The 24,300-nt window shown below is 67.3% G+C and carries 18 protein-coding genes; 3 read left to right on the top strand and 15 right to left on the bottom strand.

Features of this window, described 5'->3' with window-relative positions; translation table 11 throughout:
• Positions 1-78: 78 nt before the first annotated feature.
• Positions 79-1,086, top strand: coding sequence for a LacI family DNA-binding transcriptional regulator (locus VHB92_RS07775; RefSeq protein ID WP_325453029.1), 1,008 nt, complete (start codon positions 79-81; stop codon positions 1,084-1,086).
• Positions 1,087-1,250: 164 nt separating this feature from the next.
• Here VHB92_RS07775 and VHB92_RS07770 read toward each other — a convergent pair whose 3' ends face one another.
• The 3 genes from VHB92_RS07770 to VHB92_RS07760 all read right to left on the bottom strand — a co-directional run bounded on the left by VHB92_RS07770 (position 1,251) and on the right by VHB92_RS07760 (position 4,491).
• Complete coding sequence (locus VHB92_RS07770; protein WP_325453028.1) at positions 1,251-2,156, bottom strand: carbohydrate ABC transporter permease; 906 nt, start codon at positions 2,154-2,156, stop codon at positions 1,251-1,253.
• A gap of 1 nt (position 2,157) precedes the next feature.
• Positions 2,158-3,039, bottom strand: coding sequence for a sugar ABC transporter permease (locus VHB92_RS07765; RefSeq protein WP_325453027.1), 882 nt, complete (start codon positions 3,037-3,039; stop codon positions 2,158-2,160).
• A 105-nt stretch (positions 3,040-3,144) separates the two neighbouring features.
• The gene (locus VHB92_RS07760; RefSeq protein ID WP_325453026.1) at positions 3,145-4,491 is read right to left on the bottom strand and encodes an extracellular solute-binding protein; all 1,347 of its coding nucleotides are present in this window, start codon (positions 4,489-4,491) and stop codon (positions 3,145-3,147) included.
• A 534-nt stretch (positions 4,492-5,025) separates the two neighbouring features.
• On the opposite strand from VHB92_RS07760, the gene VHB92_RS07755 reads away from it, so the two are divergent.
• On the top strand, positions 5,026-6,567 hold the full coding sequence (locus VHB92_RS07755) for an alpha-N-arabinofuranosidase (RefSeq protein WP_325453025.1): 1,542 nt from the start codon (positions 5,026-5,028) through the stop codon (positions 6,565-6,567).
• A gap of 48 nt (positions 6,568-6,615) precedes the next feature.
• Here VHB92_RS07755 and VHB92_RS07750 read toward each other — a convergent pair whose 3' ends face one another.
• From VHB92_RS07750 to VHB92_RS07705, 10 genes are all read right to left on the bottom strand, one after another.
• On the bottom strand, positions 6,616-8,337 hold the full coding sequence (locus VHB92_RS07750; protein WP_325453024.1) for an ABC1 kinase family protein: 1,722 nt from the start codon (positions 8,335-8,337) through the stop codon (positions 6,616-6,618).
• A 4-nt stretch (positions 8,338-8,341) separates the two neighbouring features.
• Complete coding sequence (locus tag VHB92_RS07745) at positions 8,342-8,920, bottom strand: PadR family transcriptional regulator (RefSeq protein WP_325453023.1); 579 nt, start codon at positions 8,918-8,920, stop codon at positions 8,342-8,344.
• Positions 8,921-9,017: 97 nt separating this feature from the next.
• Positions 9,018-9,770, bottom strand: a complete 753-nt coding sequence (locus VHB92_RS07740; RefSeq protein WP_325453039.1) for an amino acid ABC transporter ATP-binding protein — start codon at positions 9,768-9,770, stop codon at positions 9,018-9,020.
• A 62-nt stretch (positions 9,771-9,832) separates the two neighbouring features.
• Complete coding sequence (locus VHB92_RS07735; RefSeq protein WP_325453022.1) at positions 9,833-10,837, bottom strand: amino acid ABC transporter permease; 1,005 nt, start codon at positions 10,835-10,837, stop codon at positions 9,833-9,835.
• 7 nt (positions 10,838-10,844) lie between these two features.
• Entirely contained in the window at positions 10,845-11,759 is a 915-nt protein-coding gene (locus VHB92_RS07730; RefSeq protein ID WP_325453021.1) for an ABC transporter substrate-binding protein, read from the bottom strand.
• Positions 11,760-11,954: 195 nt separating this feature from the next.
• A complete protein-coding gene (gene msuE / locus VHB92_RS07725; RefSeq protein ID WP_325453020.1) occupies positions 11,955-12,596 on the bottom strand; it encodes an FMN reductase in 642 nt (213 codons plus the stop codon).
• 160 nt (positions 12,597-12,756) lie between these two features.
• Positions 12,757-14,481, bottom strand: coding sequence for a dipeptide ABC transporter ATP-binding protein (locus tag VHB92_RS07720; protein ID WP_414653081.1), 1,725 nt, complete (start codon positions 14,479-14,481; stop codon positions 12,757-12,759).
• Positions 14,478-15,563 carry an ABC transporter permease gene (locus tag VHB92_RS07715; RefSeq protein WP_325453019.1) on the bottom strand — a complete coding sequence of 362 codons (1,086 nt, stop codon included), beginning with the start codon at positions 15,561-15,563 and terminating at the stop codon, positions 14,478-14,480. Before VHB92_RS07715 ends, VHB92_RS07720 begins: the two co-directional genes overlap by 4 nt.
• 1 nt (position 15,564) lies before the next feature.
• Positions 15,565-16,665 carry an ABC transporter permease gene (locus VHB92_RS07710; protein ID WP_325453018.1) on the bottom strand — a complete coding sequence of 367 codons (1,101 nt, stop codon included), beginning with the start codon at positions 16,663-16,665 and terminating at the stop codon, positions 15,565-15,567.
• A gap of 90 nt (positions 16,666-16,755) precedes the next feature.
• Positions 16,756-18,381 (bottom strand): ABC transporter substrate-binding protein, encoded by a 1,626-nt coding sequence (locus tag VHB92_RS07705; RefSeq protein ID WP_325453017.1) that lies wholly within the window; start codon positions 18,379-18,381, stop codon positions 16,756-16,758.
• A 148-nt stretch (positions 18,382-18,529) separates the two neighbouring features.
• Here VHB92_RS07705 and VHB92_RS07700 point away from each other — a divergent pair, with 148 nt between their 5' ends.
• The gene (locus VHB92_RS07700) at positions 18,530-20,653 is read left to right on the top strand and encodes a DUF5107 domain-containing protein (RefSeq protein ID WP_325453016.1); all 2,124 of its coding nucleotides are present in this window, start codon (positions 18,530-18,532) and stop codon (positions 20,651-20,653) included.
• 28 nt (positions 20,654-20,681) lie between these two features.
• Here the strand turns inward: VHB92_RS07700 and VHB92_RS07695 are convergent, their stop codons facing one another.
• Positions 20,682-21,665 carry a ribonucleotide-diphosphate reductase subunit beta gene (locus tag VHB92_RS07695; protein WP_325453015.1) on the bottom strand — a complete coding sequence of 328 codons (984 nt, stop codon included), beginning with the start codon at positions 21,663-21,665 and terminating at the stop codon, positions 20,682-20,684.
• Between the two features lie 113 nt (positions 21,666-21,778).
• Entirely contained in the window at positions 21,779-24,262 is a 2,484-nt protein-coding gene (locus VHB92_RS07690; RefSeq protein ID WP_325453014.1) for a ribonucleoside-diphosphate reductase subunit alpha, read from the bottom strand.
• Positions 24,263-24,300: the final 38 nt, after the last annotated feature.

Genomic DNA, 24,300 nt, shown 5'->3' with positions numbered 1-24,300 from the left:
GACGGAATACCGACGGACCACGGCCTTCGCGGCGGTCAGCCGAGGGCGGGGTAGGCTCCCCTGCGTGGAGGGTGGGCGATGCGCGCAACGGTGAAGGATGTGGCCTCGCGCGCGGGCGTGTCACCCAAGACGGTCTCCAACGTGATCAACGGCGTCGTGTTCGTGCGCCCAGAGACCCGCGAGCGCGTGGAGCGAGCGCTGGCCGAGCTGGACTACGTGCCCAATCTCAGCGCTCGCGGGCTGCGAAACGGACGCACCGGCGTCATCGCGCTCGCTCTACCCGACCTCGCCACGCCGTACTCGGCCGAGATGGCGCATCACTTCGTGGAGGCCGCCCACGAACGGGGCTGGGGCGTGCAGATCGAGGAGACGGGCGCCCGGCCGGAACGCGAAGAGCAGCTGCTCTCTCGGGCGCGCGCACAGATGGTGGACGGCCTCGTGCTCAATCCGATCGTCTCCGACGAGTTCGCGCTGCGGGAGGACTCCGCGCATCTGCCGCCCGCCGTGCTCATCGGCGAGGTGGAGCAGGATCGTCTCGACCAGGTCCGCGTCGACCCCGACCAGGCCGCGTACGACATGACGACGACGCTCATCGGCCTCGGCCACCGGCGCATCGCCGTGCTGGGCTCCCCCGTGCACACCAGCGCGTTCACGGCGCGGCTGCGCACTGCCGGCTACCGCAGGGCGCTGGCGGATGCCGGCATCCGCCGCGACCCCGAGCTCGAGATCGGCTGCGACGAATGGGATCCGCACGGCGGGGCGGCCGCGATGGACGCGTTCCTCGACAGGCATCCGCTGCCCGACGCCGTGTTCTGCTTCACAGACTCGCTCGCGATCGGCGTGCTGAGCACGCTGTGGCGGCGCGGCATCCAGGTGCCCCAGGGCATCTCGGTCGCGGGCTTCGACGACATCGCGCACGGCGAGTTCGCGTCTCCGCCGCTGACCACCGTGTCGTTCGACAAACCGGCGTTCACCGAGGTCACGCTCGACCGTCTGGAGGCGAGGATCGTCGACAGGACCAGCGAGGCGACGCTCACGACCGTGGCGCACAGCATCGTGGTCCGTGAGAGCACCCGCTCCGTCTGAGCGCGGCAGCCCCACCTCGAGTTGAGCCTGTCGAAACCCGACAGCCCACCTCGAGTTGAGCATGTCGAAACCTTCCGCATTGAGGGCTGAGCCCGCCCAGGCCAACCGGGACAGGCGTACCGGTTGGCCTCGACGGGCTCAGCCCACAGAGCTCATCGCATGGGTCAGCCCTTCAGACCGCTTCCCGTGACGCCTTCCACGATGCGGCGCTGGAAGATGAGGTACAGGATGATCAACGGCAGCGCCGCGAGGATCGCTCCGGCCTGGATGTCGGCGTACCGCTGTCCGAAGCTGCCCTGCACCGTCGCGAGCCCGACCGGGATGGTCATCAGGTTGGGGTTGGAGAGCACGAACAGGGGCAGCAGCAGGTTGTTCCACACGCCGACGAACGTGAGGATCGTCACCGCGGCGACCACCGGACGGGACAGCGGCATGATCACCGACCAGTAGATCTTCCACGTGTTCGCGCCGTCGATGCGCGCCGCCTCCTCCAGCTCACGCGGGATCCCGTCGAAGAACTGCTTGAAGATGAAGACCGCGATCACGGCGGGCACCTGCGGGAAGATCACCGACCAGTACGTGTTCAGCAGGCTGAGCGCGTTGAGCTCCTGGAAGATCGGCACGATGAGCACCTGGCTCGGGATCATGATGCCCAGGATGATCAGCAGCAGAACCGTGTTCGACCCGCGGAACCGCAGACGCGAGAGTGCGAACGCGGCCATCGACGCGAAGAACACGGTGAGCACGGCCGTGACCACCGACGTGACCGCGCTGGCGATGTACCAGTTCCAGATGTCGCCGGCCTGGAAGTACGAGGCGTACGAGGCGAGCGTCGGGTTCCAGTTGCTGAGGATCGACGCAGCTCCCAGGGCCGCCGTGCCGTTCGAGGTGAGCGACGTTTTCAGCGCGAACAGGCTGGGGATGAGCCAGATGATCGCGAAGACGATGAGCACGATGAGGGCGACGACGTTGAACGAGCGTCCGCTCACCCGCGACGCAGCCGTCTGCCGTGCGGGGGCTGCCGACGAGATCGAGGACTTGAGCCGTGGGCTCGTGGTCGAGATCGCCATGTCAGGCCTCCTTCTTCGCCGCGGGGCGATCGGTGAGCTGGCGGATGATCGCGATCACGATGATCACGATGAAGAGCAGAACGCTCGCCGCTGACGCGGCACCCAGCCGGTTGTCGGTGAATGCGGTGTTGGTGATGAGCTGCAGGGAGACCTGCGTGGAGATGCCAGGGCCTCCGTTGGTCATCAGATAGACCTGGTCGAAGATCTTCAGGCTGGCGATGATCTGCAGCAGCACGACCAGCGTCGTGGTGCGGCCGAGCATCGGGATCGTGATGTACCGGATCTGCGACCACGCGGACGCGCCGTCCACGGCAGCCGCCTCGTACAGCTCGCGCGGAATCTCCTGCAGGCCGGCGAGGTACAGCACGAAGTTGAATCCCAGCGTCCACCACACGGTGGCGACCGCGACGCCGATCATGGCGGTGTTCGGGCTGGACAGCACACCGGATCCCGGAGTCGCGCCGAACCACGTCTCGACCAGAGCCCACAGCCCCGTCGACGGCGTGAAGACGAACACCCAGATCAGCGAGATCGTCGCCGATGGCAGGATGAACGGCAGGAAGAACGCCAGCCGGAAGAACCACTGGCCGCGGTTGAACCGGTTCGTCAGCACGGCGAAGACGAACGCCAGGATGACCAGCGGCGGCGTCGTGTAGAGCGTGAACTGCAGCGTGTGCAGCAGCGAGCTCCAGAAGTCCGGCCGGCCGAGCATCTCCACATAGTTCGCGAAGCCCGCGAACGATCCGAGCCCGGTGCGCACCATCGAGGTGTTGAAGAAGCTCATCACGAGCATGTAGATGGTGGGCCCAAGCAGGAACGCCAGGTAGAAGATGCCGAACGGAGCGAGGAACAGCCATGCGCTGCGGCCGTCCTTGCGCTGCATGGGTGAACGGTAGGTCAGGCCCGAACTCCGATCGGCACGAGGCCGAGGTCGGGCGGCGGTTGCGGTGGTCACGACGGTGGTACCTCCGAGAAGAGAAAGTGGGATCTAGAGCGGGCTGGGAGTGTTCAGGTACACCTGCAGCTGGGATTTGATGGACTGCAGCGCCTCCTGCGGCGACTGCGAGAGCTGCTGCACGAGGCCGAGCTGGGCGCCGACGATGTTCTCGAACGTCGACCCGGAGCCGCCGTACCATGCCGCGTCGTCGTACACCGCGCTCGAGGCGACGGACGCGTAGTCGGACTGCGGCTTCAGAGCCTTGTATGCCGCGCTCTGCGCCACCTTCTGGAACGCCGGGATGTGCCCGCCCTTCGCCCACGTGAGGCTCTGGTCGAGCATCGACTTGATGAAGAGCATCGCCTGCTTGCGCTCCTCGGGCGTGCGGTCCTTCTTCGGCAGCACGAACGTGTGCGAGTCCGCCTGGGTCGCCGCCCTGTCGTAGAGCGTCGGCACCGGGACGATGCCGAACTTCAGTCCCTTCACGGACTGCGCCGTCGTGATCTCCCACTCGCCCTCGAGGTACAGCCCGGCCTTGCCGGTGTACATGTACGACCCCGCCGTCGCGTAGTCGAGCCCACTGTTGACCCAGCCCTTCTTCACCCAGGACTGGAGGCGGCTCGTCACGTCGTTGTAGACATCCTCGTTCACGGTGAGCTTCGAACCGTTATCGGAGAGGAACGGTGTCGCCGATGAGTGCTGGTTGTAGAACGTCCAGAACACTCGCCACGGGGTCGCCGTCTCCCCCGCGACGTTGGCGATGGTCATCGCCGGGCCCTTCGTGACCTTGCTGATCGCCGCGAGCGCGGACTCGAACGTCGCCAGGTCGTTGAGCTTCTTCATGCTCCCGTTGGGGTCGAGAAGCCCCGCCTTGCGGCAGACGTCCTCGTTGTAGAACATGACGAGCGGATGCGTGTCGAGCGGCACCGCGATGTTGTTTCCGTCGGTGCGCTGCTCGTTCCACGGACGCTTGCTGAAGTCCGAAGGGCTGAGGCCGACGGAGGACAGGTCGTCGTCGGTGATCGGCTCCAGCAGTCCGCCGTCCCACAGCGGTTTCGCACGCGTCAGGTGGGAGACGGCGACGTCCGGCGGCTTGTTCCCGACGGTCGCCAGCGTGACCTTCGTGTAGTACGGGTTGCCCCAGGCGAAGGTCGTGGCCTGCAGCGAGTCTCCGCCGTACTGCTTGCGATAGCCGGCCTCCATGGCCTGCATCCTGGTGCCGTCTCCGCCGCCGAAGAGGTTCCAGTAGATGAGGGTCGAAGCGGGAAGACCCGTGCCGAACAGCCCGGCGGCGAACGTCTTGCCGGTGTTGCTCGAGCATCCCGCGAGAAGCGGAACCGCTGCCGCGCCCAAGCCGGCTGCGAGGAACCCGCGCCTGCTGAGCGACCTGTTGCTCATCGCCATCTCGTTGACGACCTCCTTGTCGTGATGCCGCCGACGCGGCAGTGGTGTGGTGAGCGCGCGAGCGGATGCCGTCGGCATCCGTTCACGACCCACGGCGGGGGAAGGCGGATGGCGACGACGGTGCGATCGCAGAGGGCCGTTGCCTCTGGCGGTCGGGACCGGCGAGGACGCGTCGCATGGGGCCCCCTCGTCTTCGTCGACAACCGGATCGGAGCGCGAACGCTCATTTCAACGTGGTAAAGGTAGCACCCGATTCGCGCAGCGCAAGCCCTGTTTTCGCGCGCCGCACCGGCTGCGCGCCGCCGGAAGGCGCCCCTTGCGCGCCGACTTCCCCTTCGGATCGCGTCGCTGTCCCGGTCACGGCCGCATTCTGGCCCTCGTTCGCGGCACGTCGACGTTCTGCAGCTTCGCTTCGTCACTTCAACGATGTAATGTGGTCGCTGGTTTTCGAATCGGCACGAGGCGGTTTTCGAATCGGCACGACACGCCTGACGATTCACACCGACCCGCAATCGACAAAGGAGTTCCATGTCCCGCGCCACCATCACCGTCGACCGCGATTTCACGGTCGGCCCCGTCCCCCGACGGATCTTCGGCTCGTTCGTCGAGCACATGGGCCGCTGCGTCTACACCGGCATCTACGAGCCGGGACACCCCGAGGCGGACGAGAACGGCTACCGCACCGACGTGCTCGAGCTCACGAAGGAGATGGGCGTGAGCGTGGTGCGGTACCCGGGCGGCAACTTCGTCTCGGGCTACAACTGGGAAGACGGCGTGGGCCCCGTCGAGTCCCGGCCGCGACGCCTCGACGGCGCATGGCACACCGTGGAGACGAACGCGTTCGGCCTGCACGAGTTCGCGGGATGGGCCAAGAAGGCGAACGTCGAGATCATGGAGGCCGTGAACCTCGGCACCCGCGGCGTCGACGCCGCGCGCCAGCTCGTCGAATACGCCAACCACCCGGGCGGCACGTACCTCAGCGACCTGCGCAAGAAGAACGGCGCGGCCGAGCCGTTCGACATCAAGCTGTGGTGCCTCGGCAACGAGATGGACGGGCCGTGGCAGATCGGCCACAAGACCGCTGACGAGTACGGGCGTATCGCGCAGGAGGCCGGCAAGGCCATGCGCCTCGTCGACCCCTCCATCGAGCTCGTGGTCAGCGGCAGCTCCAACCGCCGCATGCCGACGTTCGGCGAGTGGGAGCAGACCGTGCTCGGCCACACGTACGACGTCGTCGACTACGTGTCGATGCATGCGTACTACGAGGAGAAGGACGGCGACGTCGCGAGCTTCCTGGCATCCGGCGTCGACATGGACCTCTTCATCGAAGGCGTCATCGCCACGGCCGACGCGGTGCGCGCAAAGGGCAGGCACTCCAAGTTCATCGACCTCTCGTTCGACGAGTGGAACGTCTGGTACCAGACGACGCGCGAGGGCGACGACCAGCTCAGGACGATCGAGGCCAAAGGTGGCTGGCACGAGCATCCCCGCATCATCGAAGACGAGTACAACGTGACGGATGCCGTCGTCGTCGGCACCCTCCTCAACTCGCTGCTGCGCCACGGTGATCGCGTCGCGATCGCCAACCAGGCGCAGCTGGTCAACGTGATCGCGCCGATCCGCAGCGAAGAGGGCGGCCCGGCGTGGCGTCAGTCGATCTTCTGGCCGTTCGCCAGGATGTCGGCGCTCGCCAAGGGTGAGATCCTGCGCCTCGCCACGAGGAGCGACCGCTTCGACACCGCGAAGTACGGCGATGCCGACGTCGTGGATGCCAGCGCCACCTGGGACGAGGAGAGCGGCCGCATCGCGCTATTCCTCGCCAACCGCGGGCTGGACGAGTCGGCAGAGGTGGCCGTCTCGCTGCGTGGCTTCGAGAACGCCCGTGTGCTGAGCGCCGAGGTGCTCACCGTTCCGGAGAACGCGGACCGCTTCACCACGAACGACGAGCAGCACCAGGACCGGGTCGGCCTCCGCCAGCTGACCGACGTCGCCGCGGACGGCGGCACGCTCCGCGCGACGCTTCCCGCGCTGTCCTGGGCCGTGGTCCAGGTCGAGGTCGCCAAGGCCTGAGCCTGAGCCTGACCCTGATCTGAAACCGGGGCGGGGCCGTGGAAGCGGTCACCGCCCCGGCGGTCGCGGCGTGCCCGTGAACAGCACATAGAGCAGCGGAAGGGCTGACACGCACGTCAGCACTATGCCGAGCGGCGTCGCCGTGGGGATCAGCAGGATGCCGCCGATCAGGAATCCGGCGAACAGCACGGACCCGACAGCGCGTCGGGCCAGCCGCTCGATGCGGCCGAGCCGTCGGTCGATGGCGGGAGTCGCCACCGTCACCATGCCGGCGTCGATGCGCGTGATGAGCTGATCGATGCGCCCAGGCAGGCGAAGCACGACGCCCGCGGCCGACAGCGCCTCGCGTGCCGCCGCGATCACGACGTTGCCGCTCTCCTTGCGCAGCAGGTCGCTCGCGTAGGGCTCGATCGCCTCCCAGATATTGAACTCCGGGTCGAGGGCGCTGCACACGCCCGAGGTGAGCGACATCGATCGGATGACGAGCAGGAAGTTCTCCGGCAGCTGGAACGGCAGCGAGCGCACCACCGCGCCGAACTCGCGGCCGAAGTCGCGGAACTCGCGCTGATCCACCTTGCGCAGCTGCGCGAACCCCATGCCGCCGAACCGGTCGAAGAGGCGTGTCATGGCACGCTCGAGTTCGGCGGTGTCGGCCGTCGGCAGCAGGATGCCGACGTTCTGGATGCCCTCGATCAGGCCGCGCCCATCGCGTGCGGCGACCGCGATCAGCAGCTTGCGGAGCCCGTCGCGCAGCTCATCCGTGACCTCGCCCATCATGCCGAAGTCGACGAACGTCAGCCGCCATGCCGGTGAGCCGTCGTCGACCGGGCCCTCGACGGGCGTCACGAAGAGATTGCCGGGATGCGGGTCGGCATGGAAGTAGCCGTGGCCGAAGAGCTGCTCGAACATCACCTCGGCGAACACCGTGGCGACCTCGTGCGGATCGATGCCAGCAGCCCGCAGGGCGTCGACATCGTTGATCTTGATGGCCGTGACGTCCGAGAGCGTGAGCACGCGCCTCGTGGTGCGCTCCCACACGATCTCCGGCACGGACACCCGCGCATCGTCCGCGAACATCTCCGCGAACCGCTCGGCGCCCGCCGCCTCGTGCAGGTAGTCGATCTCCTCGATGCTGGTCGCGGCGAACTCGGCGACCAGCGCGCGCGGGTCCACGTGGTCGGACACCACTCGCAGGTGACTGAGCCAGCCTGCGACGCGGCGCAGGGCGGCGAGGTCGACGTCGACGATGGCCCGGATGCCGGGCCGCTGCACCTTCACGACGACCCGCTCGAATCCGAGGGCTGCGGCATCCTGTTCCACCAGGGTCGCCCGGTGGGCCTGGCCGAGAGACGCGGCGGCCACAGGCGACGGGTCGAACGACGAGTAGGCGCGCGCCAGCGGAACTCCGAGCTCGGCTTCGGCGAGCGGCAGGATCGAGGAGAACGGTGCGGCAGGCACCTCGTCCTGCAGGCCGGCCAGTTCCGACGTGATCTCGGGCGGAAGCACGTCGAGCCGCGACGACAAGAACTGACCGACTTTGATCATCAGCCCGCCCAGCTCGACGGCCAGCATCCTGAACCGCTGGGCGACCCTGATCAGGCGTTCGGTTCGGCGCCGCTCGGCCAGCCGCTCGAGCCCGATGCGCGGCAGCACGACCTCGAACCACCAGACCTGGAGCAGCGTGCGCAGCGCGAACCGCAGGATGCGGCGGTAACGCGAGCGCTCGGCTGAGTCGTCGGACTTCGACGGATGCTCGAGGGCCGGCGCCATCCCGTCAGTCCTGGGCGAGGATCGAGTAGAGCTTGCGGCGCGCCTCGTCGAGCACCGCGACCGCCTGCTCGACCTGCTCGGGCGTGCCCGTTCGCCTCACCTGGGCAGCGGCGTGGGCGAGATCGACGCCCGCCCTCGGCAGCGGGCCGACGCCCAGCGGGTCGAACCGTCCTGGCGTCTCCCACGGGGCGGACCGATTCGAGGACACATCCGCCTCGGCCTGGCCGGCTGCGGTGAGCGAGTAGGTCTTGCGCCCATCCTCGACCTGCTGGTCGATGATGCCTTCGTCGACCAGGAGCTGCAACGTCGGATACACGGATCCCGCGCTCGGTTTCCACGCTCCGCCGCTGCGCTTCTCGATCTCGGCGATGATCTGGTAGCCGTGCATGGGCTTCTCGGCGAGAAGGCGCAGGATCGCCGCGCGAACGTCGACGCGATCCGCTCTCGGCGCATCGCGCTGCCCCAGCATGGACAGCAGCTGGTCGACGGCATCCATCAGATGCTGCCCGGCGTGCTCGGCCGCCCCGCGGCCGGCACCGAAACCGTGCGACGAGAAGCCGCTCCTCGTGTTCGAACTGCCCATCATGACCTCCTCGGTACACCGGACCACCCACCACGACAGATATCGCGATATATCGTCCAGAGTATTGTCGCCCGGGCGTTCTGCGCAGCGTCGGTTTTCAGAGGACCTTTGAGAGGAACGCCTTCGTGCGCTCGTGCTGCGGGTTCGACAGCACCTGTCGCGGGTCTCCCGCCTCGACGATGACGCCGCCGTCCATGAACACGATCGAGTCGCCGACCTCGCGCGCGAACCCCATCTCGTGCGTCACCACGACCATGGTCATGCCGCTCTCGGCCAGCTCACGCATCACGTCGAGCACCTCGCCGACGAGCTCGGGGTCGAGCGCGCTCGTCGGCTCGTCGAAGAGCATCAGCTTCGGCTCCATGGCGAGCGCTCGCGCGATCGCGACACGCTGCTTCTGCCCGCCCGAGAGCTGCGCCGGGTAGTGGTTGTTGTGCGCGGAGAGGCCGACACGGGCGAGCAGCTCCCGTCCGTAGGCGACGGCATCCTGCTTGCGCACGCCCTTCACCCGCACGGGCGCCTCGACCACGTTCTCGAGCGCCGTCATGTGCGGGAACAGGTTGAAGTGCTGGAACACCATGCCGATGTCCCGCCGCTGCAGCGCGGCCTCGCCCGGCTTCAGCTCGTAGAGCTTGCCGCCCTTCTGCCGGTAGCCCACGAGCTCGCCGTCGACGTACAGGCGTCCTGCGTCGATGCGCTCGAGGTGGTTGATGCAGCGCAGGAACGTCGACTTGCCCGAGCCGCTCGGCCCGATCACGCACATCACCTCGCCGCGCTGCACGCTGAGGGTGATGGACTTCAGCACCTCGTTGCTGCCGAAGCTCTTCGAGACGGCGACCGCATCCACCATGGGAACGGATGACTGCCCCCCGGCCGCTGCGGCGGCCGTGCCCGTGCGCGCGCTCGCGTCGCTCATCCCTTTCCTCCGATGTCGATGCCGACGCCCGCCACCGCGCCGGACGCGTTCACGCCGCCGTCCGCCACGCCGATCGCGGGCCTCGCACCGCCCGTGCCGCGGGAGAACCGCTTCTCCAGGAAGTACTGGCCGACCATGAGGATCGACGTGAAGAAGAGGTACCAGATCGATGCCACGATCAAGAGCGGGATGGGCGTGAACGTCTCGGCCGAGATGTCGCGCGAACGGCCGAACAGGTCGAGCGTGAACGGAACGGCGGCGACCAGCGTCGTGGTCTTCAGCATCGAGATCACCTCGTTGCCCGTCGGCGGGATGATCACGCGCATCGACTGCGGGATGACGATGCGTCGCATGGTCTGCCACCACGACATTCCGAGCGCCTTCGCCGCCTCTTCCTGGCCGGGGTCGACGGAGAGCAGGCCGGCTCGCACGATCTCCGCCATGTATGCCGCCTCGTTCAGCGAGAGCCCGACGACCGAGATGAAGAACAGCGGCGGCACCCACGTGATCGGGATGGTCGCCCACGTGTGCACGAACGGGATGCCGATGACGATCGAGTTGTAGATGAGCGTGATGAGTCCCCAGAACACCAGCTGCACGTACACCGGTGTGCCGCGGAAGATCCACAGGTACAGCCAGGCGACGGCCTTGAGCACGGGGTTCGGGGACAGCCGCATCACGGCAAGGATCAGTCCGAGGATGATGCCGATGATCATCGAGTAGACCGTCAGCTCGAGCGTGACGAGCGCCGCCTGGCTGATCCGGATGTCGAAGAGGTACTTGCCGACATCCGCCCACCCGAAGGCCTTGCGCTGGGCCGCGTCGAGCACGAAGAGCACCAGCAGCACCACGAGCACCACGGCGATCACCACGCGCCACGGATGCCGCAGCTTGACGGCCTTGATCGCCTCCGGTCGTTCTGCAGCTACAGATGCCGTCGGGACGCCGGACGAGGCGGGCGCGGTGCCGCCCGCCTCGCCGGTGCGATGCGAGTCGCTCATGGAGCCCCTACTGCTTGGATGCCGCGTTGACGTCCACCGTCGTCACAGCGCCGTCCTCGACGCCCCACTTCTTGAGGATCGTCGTGTAGGTGCCGTCGTCGACGAGCGACTGCAGCGTCTTCTGGATCACCTTCGTCAGCGGCGCGCCCTTGTCGACGGCGATGCCGTACGGCGCGATGTCGAAGGTCTTGCCCGCCGGCTGGATCTTGCCGGACTGCTTGCTGATGGCGTACTCCGTGATGGGCGAGTCGGCGCTCATCGCATCCACCTGACCGAGGACGAGCGCGTTGGTCGCCTGGTCCTGGCCGTCGAACTTGAGCACCTGGATGGCGGGCTTGCCGGCATCCGTGCACGCCTTCGACTTCGCGGGAACCTCGTCGGTGTCCTCGTACGTGCCCGCCTCGACGGCGACCTTGAGCCCGCACGCGTTGTCCGGGTCGACCGTCTTGCCCTTCTGCGACGCCCAGAGGATGCCGGCGTTGTAGTAATTGACGAAGTCGACCTGCTTCTCGCGCTCCGTCGTGTCGGTGAACGAGGAGACGCCGATGTCGTAACGGCCGCCGGTGATGCTCGGGATGATGTTGTCGAACTTGGCGATCGTGTAGTTCATCTTCACGCCCAACTTGGCGCCGACCGCGTTGGCGAGGTCGACGTCCCATCCGATCGGCTTGCCGCTGGAGTCCTTGTACTCGTTCGGCGCGTACGTGGCGTCCATGCCGACCGAGATCTCCCCCGCCTTGGCGATCTTCGACGGCAGGGTCTTCGCAAGCGCGTCGTCCTTCTTCACGCCGTAGGGGTTGGCCGCACCCGAGCCGGAGCCCTGGGTCGAGCCCGAGCCGGAGCCGCCCGAGTTGTCGACGCATCCGGTGAGCAGGAGCGCCGTGGCGACGGCGACCACCGGGAGCGCATATCGAATTCGCATGTGCGTATACCTTTCCTCGTCGTCGAGGCGCGACGCGTGCTGTGTTCGCGTCCACGGGATCGCCGGAAGAGACGACTGACTGACGAGAGTCTACGTAAGTCGAAGCCGTGGTCGGGTGACGATCGGGTCTCGGCGCCTCGGGAAAAGGTTACGGCCTGGCGGTTTCCGGGACGTTTCACGCCCCGGGACGGTCGTTCACGTGAAGAGGCGGACGGGCTTCTGCGGGTCCTGCGGCGCGACGGTCGTCTCGACCTGCTCGCCCTCGTCCAGCGACTGCCGGATGCGACGCTTCTCCTGCACGCTCGACGTGATGAGCGGCAGGCCGCGGCGGATGGAGGTCTTGATGCGCTCGATCAGCAGCGGCGAGTCGATGGCGTATCCGTCGAAATCGGACTCGTGCGCGTACACCCCGACCGGGAGCGTGAGCGCCTGGAAGAACCCGAACAGGGGTCGCAGCTGGTGCTCGACGATGAGCGAGTGCCGTTCGCTTCCGCCCGTCGCCGCCAGCAGCACGGGCGTGTCGACGAGCGCGTACTGGTCGACGAAGTCGAAGAAGTGCTTGAACAACCCGGTGAACGACGCACGGTAGACGGGGGAGGCGACCACCAGCAGGTCGGCCGTCTCGACGCGGCGCAGCTCGTCCTCGACCGAACGCGGCAGCTGCTTGCGGTTCAGCACGCCGGCGAACTGCGGCCCCACGTCGGTCATGCGGATCACGTGCGAGGTGACGGGCAGCTCGTCGCCGAGCTGGCGCAGGATCTCGTCGATCAGCACGTCGGTCTTCGACGGGTTGTGCAGGCTGCCGGAGACGGCGACGACGCGAAGCGGCTCGGTCATGCGGTCTGTCCTCTCGGTCACGGATGGTGGCGGCGGGGCATCCGCCGACGCGCTGCCATCGGATGCCCTTCCGACGATAGGCGGCGCCGTCGCCGTGCGCAGACGAGCGCGTCACACGACGACACGGACCACCGCGTCGTGCCCGGAAGGCCGAGGCGCCCTAGCCCTCGCCGACGAGCTCGCGCAGCGCCTCGCGACGCTTCGCCTGCTGTTCCGGGTCGGGAACCGGAAGGGATGCCAGCAGCCGCCGCGTGTAGGCATCCTCCGGCACCGAGAGCACCTGCTCGCCCGTGCCCTCCTCCACCAGCCGGCCGTGGTGCATCACGGCGATGCGGTCGGCGACGATGTCCACGACGGCGAGGTCGTGGCTGATGAAAAGGCAGGCGAAGCCGAATTCCCGCTGCAGGTCGGCGAAGACCTCGAGCACCTTCTGCTGCACGGACACGTCGAGCGCGCTCGTCGGCTCGTCCGCGATGAGGAGCGGCGGCTTGAGCGCGATCGCCCTCGCGAGGCTGGCCCTCTGGCGCTGGCCGCCGGAGAGCTCGTGCGGGTACCTGTCGCCGTACGCACGCGGCAGCTGCACGGCCTCGAGCAGTTCGTCGACGCGGTCGCGGGCATCCGCCGCGTTGGAGGCCTGGCCGTGCACGATGTAGGGCTCCGCCACGCACTGCGCGATGGTGAGCAGCGGATTGAAGCTCGACGCAGGGTCCTGGAACACGAAGCCGATGCGGTCGCGCACGTCACGGAACCTGCGCTCGGAGACGCCGTTCATCTCGTACCCGAGAACCTGCAGCGATCCGCCCGTGACCTTCGTGAGGCCCGCGATGGCGCGCCCGATCGTGGTCTTGCCTGAGCCCGACTCGCCCACGAGGCCGAGCACCTCGCCCGGCCGGATCGCGAAGCTCACCCCGTCGACGGCGACGAAGCCCTTCTGCCCGATGCGTCCCGGGTACTGGATGCGCAGACCGGAGGCCGCGACGACCGGCTCGGACTCCGCCCAGCCCTTCGGGCGATCGGCGAGTCGCTCCCTGGCCTGCACGGTGCCCTCGCCGATGCGGGGCACGGCGGCCAGCAGCTTCTTCGTGTACTCCTGCTTCGGGTCGGCGAAGAGCGTGGAGACGTCCGCCTCCTCGACGAGCGTGCCGTTGTACATGACGGCCACGCGGTCGGCGAGGTCGGCGACGACGCCCATGTTGTGCGTGATGAGCACGATGGCGGAGCCGAACTCGACGCGGCATCTGCGCAGCAGGTCGAGGATCTCGGCCTGCACCGTCACGTCGAGCGCCGTGGTGGGCTCGTCGGCCACGATGAGCCGCGGCCCGAGCACGAGCGCCATGGCGATCACGATGCGCTGCTTCTGACCGCCGGAGAACTGGTGCGGGTAGTAGTCGACCCGCGTCTCGGGATCGGGGATGCCGACCCTGCGCAGGATGTCGATGGCCTGCGCCCTGCCCTCCTTCTTCGACAGCTTTCCGTGGGCGCGCAGCCCCTCGGCGATCTGCCAGCCCACCTTGTACACCGGGTTCAGCGCCGTCGACGGCTCCTGGAACACCATCGAGACCGCGGGTCCGCGCACCTCGCGCATCTGCCGGTTGGTCAGCGTGACGACATCCACGTCGCCCTTGTCGGTGCTGACGACGACGGCACCCGACGACGTCGCAGTCTCGGGCAGCAGGCCGAGGATCGTGCGAGCCGTCACGGTCTTGCCGCTTCCCGACTCGCCAACGATCGCGAGCACCTCGCCAGGCGCCACGTGCAGGCTGACGCCGTCGACCGCCTTCACCGCGCCGGCGTCGGTGGCGAACGACACCGTCAGGTCGTCGATGCGCACGGCATCGCCCGATCCGGATGCCTGCGACGACCGCTGCCCTTCGTTCGCGTTCACTCGCGCACCTCGATTCCCTCGTGCTCGATGCCTGCGCCGGGTTCCAGGCCCTCCAGGCCGCCCGGCGCCTCGTTGGGACCTCCTGGCACCACGGTGATGTCCGCCGTCTCCCCCGATGCTGCGGCGACGGCACGCCGTCCACGCAGTCGCGGGTCGGCGAGGTCGTTGAGGCTCTCGCCGACGAGGGTGATGCCGAGCACGACGAGCACGATGGCGAGACCCGGGTAGAGGCCGGTCCACCAGATGCCGCTCGTCACGTCGGCGATCGCCTTGTTGAGGTCGTAGCCCCATTCGGCTGCGGACGACGGCTCGATTCCGAAGCCGAGGAAGCCGAGCCCGGCGAGCGTGAGGATGGCCTCCGACGCGTTCAGCGTGAAGATGAGCGGAAGCGTGCGCGTGGAGTTGCGGAACACGTGCTTGAACATGATGCGGCCCGTGCTGGCACCCACCACCTTCGCCGACTCCACGTACGCCTCCGCCTTGATGCGCACCGCTTCTGCCCGGATGACCCTGAAGTACTGCGGAATGTAGACGACGGTGATCGAGATGGCCGCGGCGAAGATGCCGCCCCACAGGCTGGACTGCCCGCCGGAGATGACGATGGACATCACGATCGCCAACAGCAGGGTCGGGAATGCGTAGATGGCGTCGCACACCACGAGGAGCACTCGGTCGATCCAGCCCCCGATGTAACCGGAGACCAGGCCGAGCAGCACGCCGATGAAGATCGATAGCACCACGGCGACGATGATGACGCTCGCGGCGGTCTGCGCTCCCCAGATCACCCGGGAGAACACGTCGTATCCCCCGACCGTCGTTCCCCAGATGTGAGCGGGGCTCGGCGGCTGCTGCGATCCGAAGTCCTTGCCGTCCGCGCCGTGCAGCTGCGCGAATCCGTACGGTGCGATGAGCGGCGCGAAGATCGCGACGATCACGAACAGCGCCGTGATCACGAGTCCGGTCACGAGCATGGCGCGCTGCACGCCGACGGACTGGCGCAGCTGGTGCACGACGGGCAGGCGCGACCAGATGCTGCGCTTGGGAGCCCGGGCGACAGGCACGGATGCGGTGGTGGTCACCATCTCAGTACCTCACCCTCGGGTCGATGAGAGCCGCTATGACGTCGACCACGAAGTTCGTGATGGCGACGATGACGGCGAGCATGGCCACGATGCCCTGCACCGCCACGTAGTCGCGCGCCTGCAGGTACTGCGCCAGCTGGAAGCCGAGGCCCTTCCACTCGAACGTCGTCTCGGTGAGCACGGCGCCGCCGAGGAGCAGCGCGATCTGCAGGCCCATCACGGTGATGATGGGGATGAGCGCGGGCCGGTACGCGTGCTTCCGCACGAGCCGGAACTCGCTGACGCCTCGTGACCGGCCGGATGCGACGTAGTCCGTCGACAGCGTGCTGATCACGTTCGTGCGCACGAGCCTCAGGAACACGCCTGCCGTGAGGAATCCGAGCGCGATGCCGGGCAGCACGGCGTGCGCGAGCACGTCGCCCACGACGGCGGGATCACCGGTCTGGAACGCGTCGATGAGGTAGATGCCGGTCGGGTGGTCGAGCGACTGCATCGTCAGCTCGTCCCCCGTCGTCGCTCGTCCCGAGACGGGCAGCCATCCCAGCCACACCGAGAAGATCAGCTTGAGGAGCAGGCCGGCGAAGAACACCGGGGTCGCGTAGCAGAGGATCGCGAAGATGCGCAGTGCGGCATCCCAGCCCTTGTCCCTGAAGTACGCGGCGAGCATGCCGAGCGGAACGCCCACGATGAACGCGACGATGAGGGCGTAGAACGCGAGCTCGAGCGTCGCGGCGCCGTAGGTGACCAGCACCGTGGTGACAGCCTGGTGGTCGCTGAACGTGGTGCCGAAGTTGCCGGTGAACACCTGCCCGAGGTACTGGAAGTACTGCACGATCAGCGGCTGGTCGTATCCGGCCTCGTGCACGCGCCTTGCGAGTTCGTCCGGTGGAAGCCTGCCTCCCTGCGCCGCCGTGATGGGGTCGCCCGTGCTGCGCATCAAGAAGAACACGACGGTCACCAGGATGAAGACCGTCGGGATGATGAGCAGGAATCTGATGATGATGTAGCGGAGCAGGCCGCCGCCGGGGCGGCGCGTGCCAGGAGCTGATGCCGGCGCCGCCGTCTGGGACAACGGGTCGGGCGCGTCGAGCAGGGCTGTCATAACTTCCTCGTCGTGCAGTGCTAGGTGCTGAGCAGAACGGGGTGGTCCGGTCGCTTCAGGCCGGACCACCCTGGTCTGTGCTCTTCGACGCTACTTCTGCAGCGGCGCGTAACGGAACTTGAACGAGGCGTCGAGCGTCGTGCCCTTGACGTCGGAACCGACGACTGCCACCTGCGAGCCCTGCAGATACGGCAGCGTGGACAGGTCGCCTGCCACCTTGTCCTGGATCTCCTGGATCAGCTTGGTGCGCGCGCTCTTGTCCGTGGTTCCCACCTGCTCGGTGATGAGCTTCTGCACCTCGGGGTTGTCGTAGTGGTTCGACAGGAAGTTGTCCTTGGAGAAGAACGGCGTGAGGTAGTTGTCGGCATCCGAGTAGTCAGGGAACCAGCCGAGCTGGTACGCCGGGTACACGTCGGCGACGCGGTCCTTCGAGTACTGCACGTACTCGGTGGAGGCGAGGTTCACCTTGAACAGGCCGCCGGTCTCGAGCTGGTCCTTGATCAGGGCGTACTCGTCGGCGGAGGACGGTCCGTAGTGGTCAGGCGTGTACTGCAGGCTCAGGTTGATCGGCGTCGTGACGCCGGCTGCCGACAGCACCTGCTTGGCCTTGTCGAGCGACGGGCCGCCGTTGCCGTCGCCGTACAGCGGCTTGAGCGACTCCGTGGCTCCCGTCAGGCCCTGGGCCACGTAGGAGTACAGCGGCGTGTACGTGTTCTTGTACACCTGGCTCGCGATCGCCTTGCGGTCGATCAGATCCGCGGCGGCCTGACGCACGGCGAGTGCCTTCTTGGCGTCGGCATCCGGCGTGGTCGCTCCGTACGGCATCGTGTTGAAGTTGAACACGATGTAGCGGATCTCGCCGCCGGGGCCGTCGACGACCTTGACCTTCTTGTCGGAGCGCAGGCTCGCGATGTCCGTCGCGGACAGCGAACGGAACGCCACGTCGATGTTGCCCTGCTGGATGTCGAGCTTCATGTTCGGAGCGCTCGAGTAGTACTTGACGTTGATCGTCCCGGTCTTCGCGGCGCCGAGGAGGCCCTTGTAGTCGGGGTTCGCCTTGTACTGGATGAGGTTGTTGACCTTGTAACTCTTGATCGTGTACTGGCCGGCGAACGCGTCTCCCTTGACAATCGTCGCGTCGGGCGTGACCTTGTCGGCCGAGAACACCTGCTCGTCGACGATCGGGCCCGCCGGGCTGGAGAGCACCTGCGCGAACGTCTGGTCGTTCGGCACCTTGAGGTGGAACACCGCGGTCAGCTTGTCGGGCGTGGAGACGTCCTTCAGGTTGCCCAGCAGCGACGCCGGACCGTTCGGGTCGTTGATCTTGAGCTGGCGCTCGAACGTGAACTTCACATCCGACGACGTGAGAGCGTGTCCGTTCGCGAACTTGAGGTCCTTCTTGAGCTTCACCGTGTACTCGGTGGGCGAGGTGAAGGATGCCGAAGCGGCGATGTCCGGCTTCACGTCCGGGCTGCCGTACGGCGTGTTCATGAGGAACGGGTACACCTGGTTCATCACGGCGAACGACCCGTTGTCGTAGGAGCCCGCCGGGTCGATACTCGTGATCTTGTCGGTGGTGCCGATCGTGAGCGACCCGCCGCCCGAGCCGCCGGAGCCGCCCGAGCTGCCGGAGCATCCGGCGAGTGCCAGTGCCGAGACCGCGAGCGCCGATGCGCCCAGCAGGACGCGCGCGCGACGGGAAGATGCCGATTTCATACGGTGTGGAGCCTCTCTGCTTCCCATCCGAGGATGGTTCTGTCAGCGCGCACAGAGAACGGCGCGCTTTCACGGGTCCTTATGTCCTAACACACGTGGAGAGCACAGCCCTCCGCGCGGTGCTCAGTCTGCACTCGATCGTTACTCGATGGAAACGCATAGCGCGCAGAACGCGCAGATCCGTGCGCGTTCGCGCAAGGATCGTGTGCGAGAGCCGCCCGCCCCGCTCGGTCTGCGAGCATGGGCCACGATGAACGCCGACCTTCCCGCCGCCTCGCCCGCCACCGTCACGCTGGGCCACCGCGTCATGCCGTCCGCTTCGCTCGGGCCCGTGAACCCGCTTCCGCCCCTCCTCGGTGCCGCCGACGTGCACGAGGATGCCGCGACCGACGACCTCGACGACGACATGCGGTTCGGCCTCGGCTACGGCAAGGTCAAGACGGTGCTGCCCTACCTGCTGCAGGACGGCTACTCGCGCGAACTGCACCCGGCATCGCACACGACGGCGGTGCTCGAGAACGACCTGATGCGGGCCGAGTTCCTGCTCGGCCTCGGAGGGCGGCTCTGGTCTCTCGTCGACAAGCGCACCGGTCGCGAGCTGCTGCACAGCAATCCCGTGTTCCGGCCCGCCAACCTCGCGCTGCGCAATGCCTGGTTCGCCGGCGGCGTGGAATGGAACCTCGGCACGACGGGGCACTGGCCGCTCACGTGCTCGCCGCTGCACGCCGCGCGCGTGCGGCGTGCAGACGGATCGGAGTCGCTCCGCCTCTACGAATACGAGCGGATGCGCGGCCTCGTCGTGCGCATCGACGCCTCCCTCGCCCCCGACGCTCCCGTGCTGATCGTGTCGGTGACCATCAGGAACCCCCGCACCACGGAGGTGCCGGTGTACTGGTGGTCGAACATCGCCGTTCCGGAGCGCGAGGACGTGCGGGTGGTGACGCCCGCCGACTCCGCGTATCACTTCGGCTACGAAGGGATCCTCTCCCGGGTCCCGTTCCCCGACGCCGGGCGCGACGGCGTCGACCGCAGCTACACGACGGCGTCGCGCGATGCCGCCGATTACTTCTTCGAGCTGAACCGCAGGCCGATGCCCTGGATCGCCGCGCTCGACGAGCACGGATCCGGGCTGTTCCAAGGGTCGACGAGCCGGCTGCGCGGCCGCAAGCTCTTCCTCTGGGGCACGGCGGCGGGAAGCACGCACTGGCAGCGCTGGCTCACCGACGGCGAACATCCCTACCTGGAGATCCAGGCAGGCATCGCACGCACCCAGCTCGAGCACGTTCCGCTCCCCGCCGGGGAGGCGTGGCGGTGGACGGAGGCCTACGGTCTCGCCGAGGCGGACGCGTCGCGTGCGCACGGCGCATGGAGCGACGCCGTCGCCGAGGCGGAGGAGGCCGTTGCCCGCACGGGCGCGCCGGTCGTGCTCGCGCGCGAGGAGGCGAGGAACGACAGCGACGACGAGGTCGTGGACGTGCTGCAGCGGGCATCCGGATGGGGTGCCCTGGAGGACGCCCGCCGCAGCGCTGCCGGGGAGCCGGCGCTGTCGACGCCGCAGACGCCGTTCCTCGCGAGCGACCTCGGACCTGAGCAGTCCTGGTGGCTGAACGCGCTGCGCGGGACCGAAACGGAATCGGATCCGCAGGACGCTCCCGCCTCCTATCAGGCGGACCCCGCTTGGGTGCCCATCGTGGCGGCGCAGTCCGGCTGGGCCGCCCGGCTGCATGAGGGAGTGCTTGCCGCGGCGCAGGGCAGGTGGGATGCCGCTGCCGATGCGTGGCGGGCATCAGTCGCCGAGCGCGACAACGGGTGGGCACGGCGCAACCTGGCCGTGGCCGCTCTTCGGGCGAACGACGACGATCGAGCGGCGGCCGCGTACGCCCAAGCGCGGGTGCTCCTTCCCGGCCTGCTCCCGCTGGCCCTCGAGTCGCTCCGGCAGCTGCTTGACGCGGGACGGCCGGACGACGCGCTCCGCCTCGTCGAGTCGCTGGATGCGACTCAGCGCGCGGACGGCCGTGTGCGATTTGCGGAGGCCGAGGCGGCCCTCGCCGCCGGCGGCCTCGAGCGATGCGGCAGGCTGCTGGACGAGGGCATCGAGATCGCCGACCTCAAGGAAGGCGAGACCTCGCTCGATGGGCTGTGGGACGACTACCGGGTGGCAAGGCTGGCCGCGATCGAGCACGTCGAGGTGGACGACGCGCTGCGGGAACGCGCCGCGCGCCGGTGGCCGACGCCGGAACGCTACGAGTTCCGCATGCACGCGCACGGCTGAGGCGGACGCGACCGCCGTCGCCTGCGACTCAGCTGTTCGCCTTCGCGTTCGACTCGTACGACGTGTTGATCGACTCGAAGAAGTTCACGAGTTCGAGCGTGTCGTTGGCCGCGGCCATCCACTTCGCCGGGTTCGTCACGTTGTACTCCGGCTCGAAGCCGAGCTCCTCGAGGCGGCGATCGGCGAGGTACTTCACGTACTGGTTGATGTAGTTCGCGTTGAGGCCGAGGATGCCGCCTGGCAGGAGGTCGTTGTTGTACTCCTCCTCCATCGCCACGGCATCCAGGATCATGTTCTTGATCTCGGCCGCGAACTCCGGCGTCTGCAGGTCCGGGTTCTCCTCCAGCACGGTGAGGATGAGGTTCATCCCGAACTTGAGGTGCAGGGACTCGTCGCGCACGATCCAGTCGATGAGCGATCCGAAGTTGCGCAGCAGATTCCGCTGGCGGAACGACAGCGCCACCATGAACCCGGAGTAGAACCAGATGCCCTCGAGGATGATGTTGTAGGCGACGAGGTTGCGGATGAAGTCCTGCTTCCCCTCCGTCGTGCCGATGTCGAGCTTCTGCTCCAGCATGCGCCGGATGAATCTGACCTCGAACTCCTCCTTGCGGGCCATGGACGGGATCTCGACGTGCGAGGCGTAGGCCTCCTCGCGGTCGATCGGGAACGTCTCGAGGATGTACTCGAACGACATCGAGTGGTTGGCCTCCTCCCACATCTGCTTGGCAAGGTAGAGGTGCGCCTCGGCCGCGTTCAGGTAGGGGTAGACCCCGAACGCCAGCGCCTTGTTCACCAGCAGCTCGTTCGGGTTGAAGTAGCTGACCAGGAACGTCACGGCGTGACGCTCCTCCTCGGTCATCTTCTTGAAGTCGGCGATGTCCTCGCCGAGCTGCACCTCGTTGGGAAACCAGGTGTTGGCCACGGCCTGGTCGTACAGGTCCATCGCCCACTGGTACTTCACCGGCTTGAGCAGCAGACCCTCTTCGATGCCGGTCCCCAGAATGCCCATGTTCTCTCTGCCTCTATCTCGTTCTCGGTCTCGTCAGCTCGCGCGCGCTCACTGGCAGGAGTCGCACTGCAGGGCATCCATCGGATCCTCCGGCACGTAGTACTCGTCGTCCATCACTTGTCACCGCCGTTCAGACCGCCGAAGCCGAACCCGCGTCGAGCGGGAGCAGGCGCGGGTGCCTGGCTGCCGGCATCCGCCGACGACGCACCCGCCGCGACTCCCGCCGGCACGGCGCCGAAGCCCTTGCGAGCGCCGCCGATCTCCTCGGCCTTGTTCACGCGCACCGTCGTCTGCTCCGCCTGGTGCCGCGGCTTCATGTGCAGGTAGTACGTGGTCTTCACACCGCGCTCCCACGCCGCCGAGTAGAGGTCGACCATGTCGCCGATGTCGCGCGTCTCCAGGTAGATGTTGCGGCTGATGGCCTGGTCGATCCACTTCTGGGCGCGCGCCGCGACCTCGAGGAACGCGTACGGCGAGAGCTGGAAGCTCGTCTTGTAGACCTTCTTGATGGCATCCGGGATGTCCGCGATGCCCTGGATGTCGCCCTGGCTGCGCAGCACCTGCTCGCGCACCTTCTCCCACAGCCCGTGCTCCTGCAGCGAGCGCACCAGGTTGCGGTTGACCTCGAGGAACTTGCCGTTCGACGTGGACCGGCTGAAGATCTGCGAGAACTGCGGGTCGAATCCCGGAGTCGTGCCCGCGACGAGACCGATGGATGCCGTCGGCGCGATGGCCATCAGCGTCGCGTTGCGCATCCCGCCCTTGACGCGCTCGCGCAGCGAGTCCCAGTCCATGCGGGTCTTGCGATTGACCTTGATCTCGACGCCGCGGTCCTGCTCCGTGATCGCGATGGTGTCGAACGGCACCATCCCCTGCGACCAGCGGGAACCCTGGAAGTTGGGGTACGCGCCGCGCTCCGCCGCGAGGTCAACGGACTCCTGGATCGCGTAGTACGAGATGCGCTCGGCCACCTCGTCGATGAGGTCGTACGCCTCCTCGGACTCGTAGCTGTATCCAAGGCGCTCGACGACATCCGTGAAGCCCATGATGCCCAGGCCGACGGCGCGGTTGTTGATGTTGGCGTTGTCCGCCTCGGGAACCGACGACATGGTGATGTCGATCAGGTTGTCGAGCTGGCGCACGGCGAGGCGGGCGCTGCGCTCGATGGTGGCCCAGTTGAACGTGCCGTCGTCCTGCAGGTGACGCGACAGGTTGATCGACGCGAGGTTGCAGACGGCGATGTTGTCGATGTCCTGCGGGAGGCAAATCTCTGTGCACAGGTTCGACAGGTGGATGGTCCCCGTGTTGTTGTTCAGCGCACGGTTGTTGATGGTGTCCTTCCAGGTCAGCCACGGGTGGCTGGTGGTCTGCAGGCTCATCAGCATGTCCTTGAACACCGAGCGGGCCGTCGTGCGCTTGAACATGCGCAACCGGCCGGCCTCGGCCTCCTCGATGTAGAACGCGTAGCGCTCGGAAAACGCCTTGCCGTACAGCTCGTTGAGGTCGGCGACCTCGAGCGGGTCGAAGTAGTACCACGGCTCGTCGTGCTGCACGCGCTTCATGAACTCGTCGCTGATCCACACCGCCGTGTTGGCCGTGCGGGTGCGACGGTACGGATCGCCCGAGTTCTGTCTCAGGTCGAGGAACTCGGGGAAGTCGAGGTGCCAGTTCTCCATGTAGAAGCACAGGGCGCCGAACTTCTTGCCGCCGCGGCTGACCGCCCGGAGCACCGAGTCGATGGTGTGCATGAACGGGATCGGGCCCGTCGAGGTGGTGTTGTTGGAGCGGATCGGCGACCCCTGCGAGCGCAGCTTCGTGACCGAGAGCCCGATCCCGCCCGTGCCCTTCGTGATCCACATCACGTCGCGCACGCTCTTGGCGATGTGCTCGATGTCGTCGTGCATCTCCATGACGAAGCAGTTCGACAACTGAGGGAACTTCGTGCCTGCGTTCACGAGCGTGGAGCCGGCCGCCAAGTAGTCGAGGCGCGACATGGTCTCGTAGAACTCGATGGCGATGCCCGTCGGGTCGGCCTCGTTGAGGGACAGGCCCATGGCGATGCGCATCCAGAAGTACTGCGGCACCTCGAGCGGCTCGCCGTTGCGCGCCTTGATCCCGTAGCGGTTGTTGAGCGTGACGAGACCGATGTACTTGAGCAGGCCGTCGTTGGCGGGCTCGAGCACGGATGCCAGGCGGTCGAGGTCGAACAGGTCGGGGAAGCGCGGGTCGAGGAGCTCCTCAGCGACGCCACGCTCGATGTAGGCGCGGAAGTTCTCGCGGTGCAGCCTCTTGAGCTCCTCGTCGTTCTCGTAGTCGCCGAGCACGCGCTTGTAGATGGTCTTGAGCAGCAGGCGGGCCGCGACCGTGTCGAACGCAGGGTCGTCTTTGACGTTCTGCAGTGCGACCTGGATGACCGCCTCGTCGAGCTGCTGCGTCGTGATGCCGTCGAACAGCGTCAGCTCGAGCTCGCTGGCGATCTGGGTGACCCAGGTGATGTTCTCATCGAGCCCCTCGGAGGCCCGCTCGATCGCGAGGTTGATCTTGTTCGCGTCATACGGCTCCCTCTCGCCGTTGCGCTTCACGACCGTGATTGCCACTTCGCCTCTTCCTCTTCTGCTGCCTGCCGGCATCCACC

It is taken from the genome of Humibacter sp. (assembly GCF_035547335.1).
Taxonomy (GTDB): Bacteria; Actinomycetota; Actinomycetes; order Actinomycetales; family Microbacteriaceae; genus Humibacter.
This window is presented reverse-complemented; position numbering and strand designations above follow the sequence as displayed.